11 protein-coding genes and 1 riboswitch are annotated in these 12,656 nt (G+C 67.3%); of the genes, 6 read left to right on the forward strand and 5 right to left on the reverse strand.

The window, feature by feature from the left end; translation table 11 throughout:
* Positions 1 to 11 precede the first annotated feature (11 nt).
* Both H3H37_RS19500 and H3H37_RS19505 read left to right on the forward strand, forming a co-directional pair.
* Positions 12 to 356: an NAD(P) transhydrogenase subunit alpha part 2 gene (locus tag H3H37_RS19500; RefSeq protein ID WP_182165621.1), complete on the forward strand. Its 345-nt coding sequence runs from the start codon at positions 12 to 14 to the stop codon at positions 354 to 356.
* Complete coding sequence (locus H3H37_RS19505; RefSeq protein WP_182165623.1) at positions 353 to 1,810, forward strand: NAD(P)(+) transhydrogenase (Re/Si-specific) subunit beta; 1,458 nt, start codon at positions 353 to 355, stop codon at positions 1,808 to 1,810. Before H3H37_RS19500 ends, H3H37_RS19505 begins: the two co-directional genes overlap by 4 nt.
* Before the next feature lie 57 nt (positions 1,811 to 1,867).
* Here the strand turns inward: H3H37_RS19505 and H3H37_RS19510 are convergent, their stop codons facing one another.
* The 5 genes from H3H37_RS19510 to H3H37_RS19530 form a co-directional block, all read right to left on the reverse strand.
* A complete protein-coding gene (locus H3H37_RS19510) occupies positions 1,868 to 2,194 on the reverse strand; it encodes a hypothetical protein (RefSeq protein WP_182165625.1) in 327 nt (108 codons plus the stop codon).
* A gap of 41 nt (positions 2,195 to 2,235) precedes the next feature.
* A riboswitch (SAM-I-IV-variant riboswitch) is annotated at positions 2,236 to 2,339 on the reverse strand.
* 105 nt (positions 2,340 to 2,444) lie between these two features.
* Positions 2,445 to 3,641 carry a UbiH/UbiF/VisC/COQ6 family ubiquinone biosynthesis hydroxylase gene (locus tag H3H37_RS19515; RefSeq protein WP_182165700.1) on the reverse strand — a complete coding sequence of 399 codons (1,197 nt, stop codon included), beginning with the start codon at positions 3,639 to 3,641 and terminating at the stop codon, positions 2,445 to 2,447.
* 8 nt (positions 3,642 to 3,649) lie between these two features.
* Positions 3,650 to 5,068 carry an aminopeptidase P N-terminal domain-containing protein gene (locus H3H37_RS19520; protein ID WP_182165627.1) on the reverse strand — a complete coding sequence of 473 codons (1,419 nt, stop codon included), beginning with the start codon at positions 5,066 to 5,068 and terminating at the stop codon, positions 3,650 to 3,652.
* Positions 4,984 to 5,715: an N-acetylmuramate alpha-1-phosphate uridylyltransferase MurU gene (gene murU / locus H3H37_RS19525; RefSeq protein WP_182165629.1), complete on the reverse strand. Its 732-nt coding sequence runs from the start codon at positions 5,713 to 5,715 to the stop codon at positions 4,984 to 4,986. Before murU ends, H3H37_RS19520 begins: the two co-directional genes overlap by 85 nt.
* A 60-nt stretch (positions 5,716 to 5,775) precedes the next feature.
* Positions 5,776 to 6,852: an aminoglycoside phosphotransferase family protein gene (locus tag H3H37_RS19530; protein ID WP_182165631.1), complete on the reverse strand. Its 1,077-nt coding sequence runs from the start codon at positions 6,850 to 6,852 to the stop codon at positions 5,776 to 5,778.
* 88 nt (positions 6,853 to 6,940) lie between these two features.
* On the opposite strand from H3H37_RS19530, the gene H3H37_RS19535 reads away from it, so the two are divergent.
* The 4 genes from H3H37_RS19535 to rsmA all read left to right on the forward strand — a co-directional run bounded on the left by H3H37_RS19535 (position 6,941) and on the right by rsmA (position 12,570).
* Complete coding sequence (locus H3H37_RS19535; RefSeq protein WP_182165633.1) at positions 6,941 to 9,178, forward strand: LPS-assembly protein LptD; 2,238 nt, start codon at positions 6,941 to 6,943, stop codon at positions 9,176 to 9,178.
* A gap of 66 nt (positions 9,179 to 9,244) precedes the next feature.
* Positions 9,245 to 10,669 (forward strand): peptidylprolyl isomerase, encoded by a 1,425-nt coding sequence (locus H3H37_RS19540; RefSeq protein WP_182165635.1) that lies wholly within the window; start codon positions 9,245 to 9,247, stop codon positions 10,667 to 10,669.
* 9 nt (positions 10,670 to 10,678) lie between these two features.
* Complete coding sequence (gene pdxA / locus H3H37_RS19545) at positions 10,679 to 11,794, forward strand: 4-hydroxythreonine-4-phosphate dehydrogenase PdxA (protein ID WP_182165637.1); 1,116 nt, start codon at positions 10,679 to 10,681, stop codon at positions 11,792 to 11,794.
* The gene (gene rsmA / locus H3H37_RS19550; protein WP_182165639.1) at positions 11,791 to 12,570 is read left to right on the forward strand and encodes a 16S rRNA (adenine(1518)-N(6)/adenine(1519)-N(6))-dimethyltransferase RsmA; all 780 of its coding nucleotides are present in this window, start codon (positions 11,791 to 11,793) and stop codon (positions 12,568 to 12,570) included. Before pdxA ends, rsmA begins: the two co-directional genes overlap by 4 nt.
* Positions 12,571 to 12,656: the final 86 nt, after the last annotated feature.

Here is a 12,656-nt window from a genome sequence, read left to right on the forward strand (position 1 = left end):
CTGGAGAAATCATGGAAGTCAGTCATACCATCATCAATCTGATCATCTTCGTGCTGGCCATCTACGTCGGCTACCACGTTGTGTGGACCGTGACCCCGGCGCTGCATACGCCGCTGATGGCCGTCACCAACGCCGTCTCGGCCATCATCATCGTGGGCGCCATGCTGGCGGCCGCGCTCACCACCGGCCCCGTGGGCCAGATCGCCGGCACCGTGGCCGTGGCGCTGGCCGCCGTCAATGTGTTCGGCGGTTTCCTCGTCACCCAGCGCATGCTGGAGATGTTCAAGAAAAAAGAGCCTAAGGCGGCCGCACCCAAGCAGGCACCGCAAGGCATCGTGCAAGGGAGCCAAGCATGAGTTTCATCACCATGAATCTGGTCACGATGATGTACCTGATCGCCTCGGTGTGCTTCATCCAGGCGCTCAAGGGCTTGTCCTCGCCGGCCACGGCGCGCACGGGTAACGCGTTCGGCATGTCGGGCATGGCAATCGCCGCCATCACCACGCTGGCGCTGATCCTCAAGCTCAAGGCCGAAGTGGAGCAGGGCTCGATGGGCTTCGCGTTGGTGGCGCTGGGCGTGGTGGTCGGCGGCGGCATCGGCGCCACGCTGGCCAAAAAGGTCGAGATGACCAAGATGCCGGAACTGGTGGCGGCGATGCACTCGCTGATCGGCCTGGCCGCCGTCTGCATCGCGGTGGCCGCCGTGTCGGAACCGCACGCCTTCGGCATCGCCGCCGTGGGCGAGGCGCTGCCGTTCGGTAACCGCATCGAACTGTTCATCGGCACCTTCGTGGGCGCCATCACCTTCTCGGGCTCCGTGATCGCGTTCGGCAAGCTGTCGGGCAAATACAAGTTCCGCCTGTTCCAGGGCGCGCCCGTGAACTTCGCGGGCCAGCACATGCTGAACCTGATCCTGGCCATCGTGATGGTGGGCCTGGGCCTGGTGTTCGTGACGGCCGGCGGCACGGAGCCGGCATGGCTGCCGTTCCTGGTCATGACGGCCATCGCCTTCGTGCTCGGTGTGCTGATCATCATCCCGATCGGCGGCGCCGATATGCCGGTGGTGGTGTCGATGCTGAACTCGTACTCGGGCTGGGCCGCGGCCGGCATCGGCTTCTCGCTCAACAACGCGATGCTGATCATCGCCGGTTCGCTGGTCGGCTCCTCGGGCGCCATCCTGTCCTACATCATGTGCAAGGCCATGAACCGCTCGTTCTTCAACGTGATCCTGGGCGGCTTCGGCGGCGACGCGGCCGAGAGCGGCCCGGCGGGCGCGAAGGAGCAGCGTCCCGTCAAATCCGGCTCGGCCGACGACGCGGCGTTCATCATGTCGAACGCGGAAACCGTCATCATCGTGCCCGGCTACGGCCTGGCCGTGGCGCGCGCCCAGCACTCGCTGAAGGAACTGGTGGAGAAGCTGACCCACAAGGGCGTAACCGTGAAGTACGCGATCCACCCGGTGGCGGGCCGTATGCCCGGCCACATGAACGTGCTGCTGGCCGAGGCGGAAGTGCCGTACGACCAGGTGTTCGAGATGGAAGATATCAACGGCGAATTCGGCCAGACCGATGTGGTGCTGGTGCTGGGCGCGAACGACGTGGTCAACCCGGCCGCCAAGGACCCCAAGTCGCCGATCGCCGGCATGCCGATCCTGGAGGCGTACAAGGCCAAGAGCATCATCGTCAACAAGCGTTCCATGGCGTCCGGCTATGCTGGCCTGGACAATGACCTGTTCTACCAGGCCAATACCATGATGGTGTTCGGCGATGCGAAGAAGGTCATCGAGGACATGGTGAAAGCGGTCGACTAAGCCGCATTGCCACTCCGCGAAAAACCGCACCAGCCTCACGGCGGTGCGGTTTTTTTATCAGTGGCGCGCCACGCCGCCGTCGAGGTGCAGCATGTGCTCGACGTGCACTTTGATCTGGCCCGTCAGGCCGGCGAACTCCTTGCGCAGGGCGCGCGCCGCCTCGTCGTCGATCCCTTCCACAATGATGCAGTGCTCGTAGCAGCCGGCCCGGCGCACGATCACCCATTTTTCGATGCGCGCCCCGGCGCGCTTCAATAGCGCTTCCAGCGCGCCGGCGACCGGTTCGCTGGTGCCCAGCAGGACGTGGAAGGTGTGCGTCAGGCGGAACTGGCTGCGCCAGGCGCTGATGTCGTCGGAGGGGGAGAAGGTTGGTTGCGTGGTCATGGTCACTCCAAAAATCCTGGCCCGATTCGGAGCAATCCATGTCGCGCCCGCTTCGTTGCCGTTAATAGGCCGCATCGCCGTGAAGGCATCCACCTTGCCCGGGTAGGCAGGTTGGCGTCGGGTAAACCGACTCTTGATGCAAATTTGCTCATATCCGTATGGTGTGCCGAGATTTGTTGCCGAAATCCGCTATACAGAACTTGTGTTCAATATAGCGGAATTTCGCCGGATCGGCAATAGGGGGGGGGCGCTAGCGCCGGCCGTACATCATCAGCTCCGCCAGCAGGCTGCGCGCGGGGCGGAACAGGTCGATGGCGGCCAGCGAGACGCCCAGCAGCGCCTGCGCCGGCGAGTCGTTGGCGAAGATGCGGGCCATGGTGTCCGTCACGCGCATGGTGGTGCTGCGGTCCGCGTGGCGCTGCGCCGTGTAGCGCGCCAGGTTGTCCGGCGTGGCGCCCGGCGCCAGCAGGCGGGCCAGCACGGCCACGTCGCGCAAACCCAGATTGAGGCCTTGGCCGGCCACCGGGTGCATGGTCTGCGCCGCATTGCCGATGGCGACCGAACGCGCCGTGCTGCGCGCGTCCGCGTTCAAGCCCAGCGGGAAACCCAGCCGCGGCGTGGCGGCGACGAATTTGCCGAGCCGGTCGCCAAACGCGGCGCCCAGTTGCGCGAGGAAAGCCGCGTCGTCCAATGCCAGCAGCGTTTGCGCCTGTTCGGGACGCACGCACCACACCAGCGAGTATTCGGCCTGGCCGTCGCGGCTGTCCTGCGGCAGCAGCGCCAGCGGGCCTTGTTCGGTGAAGCGTTCGTAGGCGCGGTGGGCGATCGGCGCGCTGGTGCGCACCTGGGCGATGATGGCCGTCTGCTCGTAATCGCGGCGCACGGATTTGCTTTCCTGGTCGCTGAACAGGCCACCTTCGGCCTGCACCATGATGGCCGCGCTCAGCGTGCGCGCATCGGGCTCGCCTTCGTGCTGGATATGCAGGTCGATGCGGTCCGCGTGTTCCGCGCTGCCCGTCACGCGCGCGGGGCGCAGCATGCGGATGCCGGCCCGTTCGCACACGGCGCCCAGCACCGTCACCAGGTCGCCGTAGCGCGCCACGTAGCCCAGCGCGGGCACGCCGTGTTCGTCGCGGTCTATCATGCTGCGGCCGAACTGGCCGCGGCGCGACACGTGGATCTGGTGGATGGGCGTGCCGGCCACGGGCCATGCGCCGATCTCCTCCAGTATCTGCCGGCTGCCATGGGACAGGGCCAGCGAGCGCGGGTCGTTGCTGGCCTGGGCCAGCGTCTTGGCATCGATCAGGCCGATGCGCTGCGGCGCCACGCCGCGCTTGACCAGCAGTGCGGCCAGCGCCATGCCGGCCGGGCCGGCGCCGCAGATGGCGATGTCGAGGTCTGTTGAGTGCGCGGCGGCGGCATGGTGCGGGGCGGTGCCAGGATTCATGGTGATGGTCATGGTGCTTGCTGCATCAGGTGTTCGATGTCGGCCACCGATTTGGGGGCGGCGGCGCTGATGATGGTGTGGCCGGTCGGGGTGACGATCACGTCGTCCTCGATGCGGATGCCGGTGTTCCAGAACTGCTCGGGCACGCCCTCGGCCGGCCGCACGTAGATGCCCGGCTCCACCGTCACCACCATGCCCGCCTGCAGCGGGCGCGAGGGCTTGTCCGGTGCGCTCACGTCGCGGTACTGGCCCACGTCGTGCACGTCCATGCCCAGCCAGTGGCCGGTGCCGTGCATGTAGAACGGCAGGTAACTCTTGTTGGCGACGACGTCGGCCACGCTGCCGGCCTTGTTCTTGTCCAGCAGGCCCAGATCCAGCATGCCCTGGGCCAGCACTTGCAGTGCGGCGTCGTGGATGGCCGTGTAGCGGTGGCCGGGCTTGATGGCGTGCAGCGCGGCCGCCTGCGCCGCCAGCACCAGCTCGTACAGGTCCCGCTGTGGCGCCGTGAAGCGGCCGTTGACGGGGAAGGTGCGGGTGATGTCGGAGGCATAGCCATCGAGTTCGCAGCCGGCGTCGATCAGCAGCAGTTCGCCGTCGCGGCAGGGCGCGTTGTTGGCGCTGTAGTGCAGCACGCAGGCGTTGGCGCCGCTGGCGACGATGGAACTATAGGCCGGATGCTGGGCCCCGCTGCGGCGGAATTCGTACAGCAGTTCCGCTTCGATTTCGTATTCATGCATGCCGGGGCGGGTGGCGCGCATGGCGCGCGCGTGGGCGCGGCCGGAGATGGCGGCGGCGCGGCGCATGGTGGCCAGCTCGCTGTCGTCCTTGAGCAGGCGCATTTCGTCCAGCAGCGGCAGCAGGTCGTGGGCGGCGGCGGGCGGCGTCACGCCCAGCCGGCCCTGGCGCCGCACGGCTTGCAACCAGCGCCGCACGCGCGCATCGAGGTCGGCGTCGCTGCCCAGCGCGTAGTACAGGGCCGGCGCATTGGCTAGCAGTTGTTCCATCTGCGCGTCCAGCGCATCGATGGGGAAGGTGGCGTCGAAGCCGAACGCGCTCAGTGCCGCTTCCGGGCCGTGGCGGAAGCCGTCCCAGATCTCGCGTTCCACGTTTTTCTCGCGGCAGAACAGGATGGAGCGGGCCGGCGCATCGCCGCGCGCGGCCACCAGCACCACCACGCTCTCCGGTTCCGTGAAGCCGCTCAGGTAGTAGAAATAGCTGTCGTGGCGGTAGGGGTAGTCGCTGTCGGCGTTGCGCGCCACTTCCTGCGCCGTGGGCAGCACGGCCACGGCGCCGGGCGCCATCTGCGCCATCAGGCGGGCGCGCCGCGCGGCGCAGGCGCCAGTCACTTGGCCGCTCCGTTGCGGGCGGCAGGGGCGCGCGTCACGTTGAGCGCCTCCAACTGCTCGATGGTGCCCACGTTGTGCCATTCGCCCTCGTACACTTCGCCGCCCACCTGGCCGCGCTCGATGTACTGGCGCAGCAGCGGGCCCAGTTTGGCGTACTCGCCGGCGGCGATGCCGTCGAAGATCTCAGGGCGGTAGACGCCGATGTTACCGAAGGTCCAGCGCGGGTCGCCATCGTTGGTGACCGAGTACATGGTCAGGCCGAAGTCGCCCTCGGGGTGGAACGGCGGGTTCTTGACCAGGTACAGCCAGGCCACGTCGCGCTTGTCGGCCGGGTAGGGGTTGCCCCACATGTCGGCGTCGTGCAGCACGTCCTTGACTTCCTCGAAGTCGAAGTAGGGGCAGTAGATGTCGCCCGAGATGGCCAGGAACGGCTCGTCGCCCAGCAGGTGGCGGGCGGCGGCCACGCCGCCGGCCGTCTCCAGCGCCGTCTGCTCGGGCGAGTAGGCGATGCGCGCGCCGTACTGGCTGCCGTCGCCCAGCGCCTGTTCGATCTGGTCGCCCAGGTGGGCGTGGTTGATGACGATGTCGGTGATGCCGGCGCGCACCAGGTTGAGGATGTGCCAGACGATCAGCGGCCGGCCGCGCACGGTCAGCAGCGGCTTGGGGCAGGTGTCGGTCAGGGGGCGCATCCGCTCGCCGCGGCCGGCGGCGAAGATCATGGCTTTCATGAGGGGGGCTTTCGTGGCTGGGCGGGCGCGGACGCGGGGCCGGCGCCCGCCTTCAGCTTATTAGAAGGTGTAGCCGACTTGCGGCTGCTTGTTTTCCAGCGTGTCGAGCAGGCGCACCAGGGGCTTGAGGTCCTTGTAGCGGTTGGCCGTCTTGCGCACGTAGTCCATCACGGTGGGCAGGTCGGCCAGGTAGCCGGCCTTGCCGTCGCGGTAGTTGAGGCGGCAGAACAGGCCGAGGATCTTCAGGTGGCGCTGCAGGCCCATGTATTCGAAGTCCTTGTAGAAGGCGTCGATGTCCTTGTTGACGGGCAGGCCCACGGCCTTGGCATGCTGCCAGTAGCGGATGGTCCAGTCCAGCACCAGTTCCTCGTCCCACTGCACGTAGGCGTCGCGCAGCAGCGAAGCCACGTCGTAGGTGATGGGACCGTACACGGCGTCCTGGAAGTCGAGGATGCCGGGGTTGCCCGCGTCGAGGCGCATCAGGTTGCGCGAGTGGTAGTCGCGGTGCATGAACACCTGCTGCTGGGCCAGCGCGCGGGCCAGGATGGCGTCGAACACCTTTTGCAGCTCGGCCGACTGGGCTTCCGTCAGCGTGGCGCCCAGGTGCTTGCCGATGTACCACTCGGGGAACAAATTCATTTCGCGCAGCATGAAGGCGCGGTCGAATTCGGGCAGCACGCCGGGCTGGCTGCTTTGCTGGATCTTGACCAGCGCTTCCAGCGCCTCCGCGTACAGGGTGGAGGCGTTGTCGTGGTCGATCTCGCTCAAATAGGTGCTGTTGCCGAGGTCCGACAGCAGCAGCAGGCCGCGTTCCGCGTCCTGCGCCACGATTGCCGGCACCGACACGCCGGCATCGGCCAGCAAGCCTTGCACCTTGATGAAGGCCGGCACGTTCTCGCGCTCGGGTGGGGCGTCCATCACGATCAGGGTGGCGCCGTGGGCGCCCTGGTGGACTGGCAGCACGTCGACCCGAAAGTAGCGGCGGAAGCTGGCGTCGGCCGAGGCCGGGCGTACCGTGTCGACCTGCACCAGGTCCAGGGTGGCGAGCCACTCCTTGAGCATGGACAGGCGGGCGTCGGCGTTATCGGTGGCGGAGGAGGACGCGGATTCGGATGGTGGATTTGGCAATAAAGACATGAAGCGGGCGGTGAAAGCTGAAGATTCCCATATAATAAGGGATTCATTTCAAAAAATCGCCTGTCATGGTGTTAAGTCGCTACCTTTCATGAGCTGGTTCCTGGCCCCTTACCCCTCGCAACGCTGGGCTTATGCCTTGTCCGCCCTCGTCACCGTGGCGGCGTTGCCGGTCCACGCCCAGATCCAGCCCCAGGCCAAACCGCGGCCGCCGCGCGTGGACGACCCGAACGCGCCCACCACCATCCAGGCCGAGGACATCAGCGGCCGCCCCGAGCGGGAGCTGAACCTGGCGCGCGACGTGGAACTGGTCAAGGGCAAGACCCGGGTCAAGGCCGACACGGCCTGCTACCGCCAGGTCGAGGACGAGGTGGAGGCCGAGGGCCATGTGCGCATCTGGCGCTTTGGCGACTATTTCACCGGCGATGAACTGAAACTGAATCTGGACACGGGCGTGGGCTACATGCAGCACCCCACCTACCAGATGGAACTGAACCACGCCCAGGGCAAGGCGCAGCGCATCAACTTCCTCAACGAGGACGAGGCGCTGGTGATCGACGGCACCTACAGCACCTGCCAGGGCCCGAACCCGGACTGGTATCTGAAGGCCAGCCGCCTCAACCTCGATTCCGGGCGCGACGTCGGCACGGCCGGCCAGACCATCGTCTATTTCAAGGACGTGCCCATCCTCGGCACGCCGGCCCTGTCGTTCTCGCTGTCGGGCGCGCGCCGCTCCGGCTGGCTGCCGCCCATGCCGGGCTTCGGCTCCAAAGGCGCGGCCGAACTGACGGTGCCGTACTACGTCAATATCGCGCCCAACCGCGACCTGACGCTGTACCCCAAGATCATCCCCCGGCGCGGTTTCCAGCTGGGCGCCAACGGCCGCTACATCGGCGAGACCGACGCCGGCATGTACCGTGGCGAGACCTACCTGGAGTTTCTGCCGCACGACAAGCAGACCCAGACCGACCGCTGGACCATCAAGTCCACCCACACCCAGGACCTGGCCAAGGACTGGTCGTATGGCTGGAGCGTGCGCGCCGCGTCGGACGACAACTACCCGAACGACTTCTCCAAGACGGTGGCCGGCAGCGCCGAGCGCCAGCTGCTGCGCGAATTACGCAGCGACTACCACGGCGATTACTGGCGCCTGACGGCCCGTATCCAGAAGTACCAGGTGCTGCAGGACCCCGATTCGATCACCGATCCCTCGCTGTTCGTGACGCGCCCGTACGACCGGCTGCCGTCGCTGAACTTCCACGCCGGCCGCTACGACGTGGCCGGCTTTGACTGGGAATTCGACAGCGAACTGACGCGCTTCTGGCATCCGACCGAGTTGCGCGGCACGCGGCTGGTGGCGATCCCGCAGTTGAGCTACCCCGTGATCGGGGCCAGCTACTTCATCACGCCCAAGCTGATGCTCAACGCCAGCACCTACCAGCTCGACGCGCATGACACCGACCCGGCCCGCAACCTGTCGCGCAGCGTGCCCACGTTCTCGCTGGACTCGGGCCTGGTGTTCGAGCGTGACGCCAAGCTGTTCGGCCGCGCCACCACGCAGACGCTGGAACCGCGCCTGTTCTACGTGAACACGCCGTACCGCGACCAGTCGGCCCTGCCCACGTTCGACACGGCGGCCGCCACCTTCAACTTCAGCCAGTTGTTCAGCGAGAACCGCTTCGTCGGCTCGGACCGCATCGGCGACGCCAACCAGCTGACGGCCGCGCTGGTGTCGCGCTTCCTGGAGTCGTCGGGCGCCGAGCGCCTGCGCCTGGCGTTCGGCCAGCGTTTCTATTTCCGCGACCAGAAGGTACAGCTGGACGCCTCCACACCCAGCAACGACAGCCGCTCCGACATGCTGCTGGCGGCCACCGGCCGCATTTCCGAGACCTGGGGCTTCGACAGCGCCGTGCAGTACAACCCCAGCCAGCACCAGACGGTCAGCTCCAACTACGGCATCCAGTGGCAGCCGGGCCAGAAGAAGGTGCTCAACCTGGGCTACCGCTACCTGCGCGACAGCTTCAAGAATGCCGACCTGTCGGGCCAATGGCCGGTGTCGCAGCGCTGGTATGGCGTGGGCCGGGTCAGCTACTCGCTGCTCGACAAGAAGATCCTCGAATCGCTGGTGGGCCTGGAATACAACGGCGATTGCTGGGTGTTCCGCATGGGCGCGCAGCGCTTCGTGACGACGGCCAAGAACGTCTCCACGCCGATCTTCTTCCAGCTCGAACTCAATGGCTTGTCCAAGCTGGGCGTGGGCAATCCGCTGGAAGCCATGAAAAACTCCATTCCCGGCTACCAGCGTTTGAACGAGGGCTACGGCCGCTAAGCGTTACACTAGGCGCGGCCCGCCCGTTTGAATTTTTTTACCCCTGACACATGAGCGTTCTCCATTATGCGTAAAGCCAGTATGCACCACACGAAGATCGCAGCGCTGTTGCTGTGCGCCGCCGCCACCTCGGGCTGCAGCATGTTCTCGAGCAAAAAGACGCCGGCCCCCGCGCCCGCACCCGTGGCCGCTGCGGCCGCCGCCGCGCCCACCGCCGCCCCCGCACCCAAGGCCGCCGCCGCCAAGGCCAGCGCCACCACCCCGATCGACTCGATCGCCGTCATCGTCAACGACGACGTGATCACGCGCCAGGAGCTGGCGGCCCGCATCCAGGCCGTGACCCAGCGCATGAAGCAGCAGAACGTGGCCCTGCCCGACGCGGCCGACCTGCGCCACCAGATCCTCGAACGCATGATCGTGGAACGGGCCCAGATGCAGATGGCCAAGGAGTACGGCGTGCGCGTGGACGACACCATGCTCGACCGCGCCATCGGCCGCATCGCCGAGCAGCAGAAAATGACGGTGCAGGAACTGCGCAACCAGATGGAGAAGGAAGGCACGCCGTTCGCCACCTTCCGCGAGGAGATCCGCGACGAGATCATCATGCAGCGCCTGCGCGAGCATGAGGTGGACGCCAAGATCCAGATTTCCGAGGCCGAGGTGGACAGCTACCTGGCCGCCGAGAAGGCCGCCGCCGCCGAGCAGGTGGAGCTGAACCTGTCGCAGATCATGATCCGCATCCCCGAGAACGCCACGCCGGAAGTGATCGCGGCCCGCCGCGAGCGCGCCGAGCAGGTCATGCGCCAGCTGCGCACGGGCGCCGACTTTGCCAAGATGGCCGCCTCGTTCTCGGACGCCAGCGACGCCCTCAAGGGCGGCGAGATCGGCTGGCGCAACGCCGACCACCTGCCGCCGCTGTTCGCCGACGCGCTCACCAAGCTCAAGGCCGGCCAGGTCACGCCCATCATCAAGAGCGCGGGCGGGTTCCACATCCTGAAGGTGGTGGACCGCCGCAGCGTGGCCGAAGGCCAGGCCGCCGCCGCCGTCCAGCAGACCCACGCGCGCCACATCCTGATCAAGGTCACCCCCACCGTCAGCGCCTACGACGCCAAGCGCAAGCTGATGGACCTGAAGGAGCGGCTCGACAACAAGGCCGCCAAGTTCGAGGACCTGGCGCGCCAGTTCTCCAACGACGGCTCGTCGGTCAAGGGCGGCGACCTCGGTTGGCTGTACCCGGGCGACACCGTGCCCGAGTTCGAGGCCGCCATGAATGCGCTCAAGCCCGGCGAAGTGAGCCAGCCGATCGAGACCAGCTATGGTTACCACCTGATCGAAGTGCTCGAGCGTAAGAGCGACGACATGTCCAAGGAGCGCCAGCGCAACGCGGCGCGCCAGGCCATCCGCGAGCGCAAGCTGGCCGAGGCCGTGGAGGACTGGCAGCGCGAAGTGCGCGACCGCGCCTACGTCGAATTCCGCGACGAAGCCAAGTAAGGAGTGAGCATGCCGCAGCCATCTTCGCCCGTGCCGGCGCGCCGTCCCGGCGTGCGCCCGGCGCTCGGTGTCACCGTGGGCGAACCGGCCGGCATCGGCCCGGAGCTCGCCATCCGCGCCGCCTGGGCGCGCCGCCACGACGTCAACTGCGTGCTGCTGGGCGACGCGGCCTACCTGGCCATGCTGGCCGGCGAGATCGACCCCGCCATCCGGCTCTCGTCGCTGTCGCTGCAGGCGGTGCGCAACGGCGGCCTGCCCCATTTCGGCGCCGAGCGCCTGAGCGTGATCGACGTGCCGCTGGAAGCCCACGTCCACCCCGGGGTGCTGGACAAGAACAACGGCCGCGCCGTGCTGGCCACGCTGGACGCGGCCATCGAAGGCGTGCAGGCCGGCTGGTTCGAGGCCATCGTCACGGCGCCGCTGCAAAAGAGCACCATCAACGACGCCGGCATCCCGTTCTCCGGCCACACGGAATACTTCGCCGCCCGGACCAACACGGAACAGGTGGTGATGATGCTGGCCGGTCAGCCGCAGGGCGCGGCCGACGCGCCGCCGCTGCGGGTGGCGCTGGCCACCACCCACCTGCCGTTGAAAGACGTGGCCGGGGCGCTGAGCCAGGAGGGACTGGCCCGCATCATCGACATCATTGCCCGCGACCTGCGCGTCAAGTTCGGCATCGCCGCGCCGCGCATCCTGGTCACCGGCCTGAACCCGCACGCGGGCGAGGGCGGCTACCTGGGGCGCGAGGAGATCGACATCATTGAACCGGCCATCGCCGCCGCGCGCGCGCGCGGGCTGGACGTGACCGGCCCCTATCCGGCCGACACCCTGTTCCAGCCCAAGTACCTGCAACAGGCCGACTGCGTGCTGGCCATGTACCACGACCAGGGCTTGCCGGTGCTGAAGTACGCCACCTTCGGCCACGGCGTCAACATCACGCTGGGCCTGCCGCTGATCCGCACCTCGGTCGACCATGGCACGGCGCTGGACCTGGCCGCGCAAGGCGTGGGCCGCGCCGACTGCGGCAGCATGGACGCGGCCATCGCCAGTGCCCTGCACATGGCCGAGGCCAGCCGCGCGGCCGGCTATCCCCCTTATCACCCACAACAAGAACAAGCAGCATGAAACACGTCGCCCGCAAACGCTTCGGCCAGAACTTCCTCCACGACCAGCACGTGCTGGAAGCCATCACGGACGCCATCGCCCCCACCCCGGGCGACGCCATGGTGGAGATCGGCCCCGGCCTGGCCGCCATGACGGAGCAGCTGATGCGCACCGTGACCCATATGCACGTGGTGGAGCTGGACCGCGACCTGGTGGCGCGGCTGGAGAAGAATTACAGCCGCGACAAGCTCACCATCCACGCGGGCGACGCCCTCAAGTTCGATTTCGGCACCATCCCCGTCCCGGCCGGCCAGAAGCTGCGCGTGGTGGGCAACCTGCCGTACAACATCTCCAGTCCACTGCTGTTCCACCTGGCCCAGTTCGCGCCGCTGGTGCAGGACCAGCACTTCATGCTGCAAAAGGAAGTGGTCGAGCGCATGGTGGCTGAACCGGGCAGCAAGACCTATGGCCGCCTGTCGGTCATGCTGCAATGGCGCTACAACATGGCGCTGCTGTTCGTGGTGCCGCCCGAAGCGTTCGACCCGCCGCCCAAGGTCGATTCGGCCATCGTGCGCATGGTCCCCGTGGCCCAGCCGCTGCCGTGCGACGAGGCGACGCTGGAGGCGGTGGTGCTGAAGGCGTTCTCGCAGCGCCGCAAGGTGATCCGCAACTGCCTGGCCGGCATGTTCACCGAGGAGCAGATCGTGGCCGCCGGCATCAACCCCACCGACCGTCCCGAAGCGATCGGCCTGGCCCAGTACGTGGCGCTGGCCAACCTGCTCAAGCCGGCCGCGTAAAAACGGGGCCGGCCCCCGGTCAACCCGTTGTCGCCTGCGGCGCGCAGGCAACAGCGGGGCCCATCGTGCCCGCGGCGGCACACGCC

The organism is Rugamonas brunnea (genome assembly GCF_014042345.1).
GTDB classification, from domain to species: Bacteria; Pseudomonadota; Gammaproteobacteria; order Burkholderiales; family Burkholderiaceae_D; genus Rugamonas; species Rugamonas brunnea.

What these genes read in the sequence shown, in the direction of transcription:
- rsmA (WP_182165639.1), top strand. Translation starts at nt 11,791, where the DNA reads ATGAAACACGTCGCCCGCAAACGCTTCGGCCAGAACTTCCTCCACGAC.
- H3H37_RS19505 (WP_182165623.1), top strand. Translation starts at nt 353, where the DNA reads ATGAGTTTCATCACCATGAATCTGGTCACGATGATGTACCTGATCGCC.
- H3H37_RS19535 (WP_182165633.1), top strand. Translation starts at nt 6,941, where the DNA reads ATGAGCTGGTTCCTGGCCCCTTACCCCTCGCAACGCTGGGCTTATGCC.
- H3H37_RS19500 (WP_182165621.1), top strand. Translation starts at nt 12, where the DNA reads ATGGAAGTCAGTCATACCATCATCAATCTGATCATCTTCGTGCTGGCC.
- H3H37_RS19515 (WP_182165700.1), bottom strand. Translation starts at nt 3,641, where the DNA reads ATGAATCCTGGCACCGCCCCGCACCATGCCGCCGCCGCGCACTCAACA.
- murU (WP_182165629.1), bottom strand. Translation starts at nt 5,715, where the DNA reads ATGAAAGCCATGATCTTCGCCGCCGGCCGCGGCGAGCGGATGCGCCCC.
- pdxA (WP_182165637.1), top strand. Translation starts at nt 10,679, where the DNA reads ATGCCGCAGCCATCTTCGCCCGTGCCGGCGCGCCGTCCCGGCGTGCGC.
- H3H37_RS19540 (WP_182165635.1), top strand. Translation starts at nt 9,245, where the DNA reads ATGCGTAAAGCCAGTATGCACCACACGAAGATCGCAGCGCTGTTGCTG.
- H3H37_RS19530 (WP_182165631.1), bottom strand. Translation starts at nt 6,852, where the DNA reads ATGTCTTTATTGCCAAATCCACCATCCGAATCCGCGTCCTCCTCCGCC.
- H3H37_RS19520 (WP_182165627.1), bottom strand. Translation starts at nt 5,068, where the DNA reads ATGGCACAACGTGGGCACCATCGAGCAGTTGGAGGCGCTCAACGTGAC.
- H3H37_RS19510 (WP_182165625.1), bottom strand. Translation starts at nt 2,194, where the DNA reads ATGACCACGCAACCAACCTTCTCCCCCTCCGACGACATCAGCGCCTGG.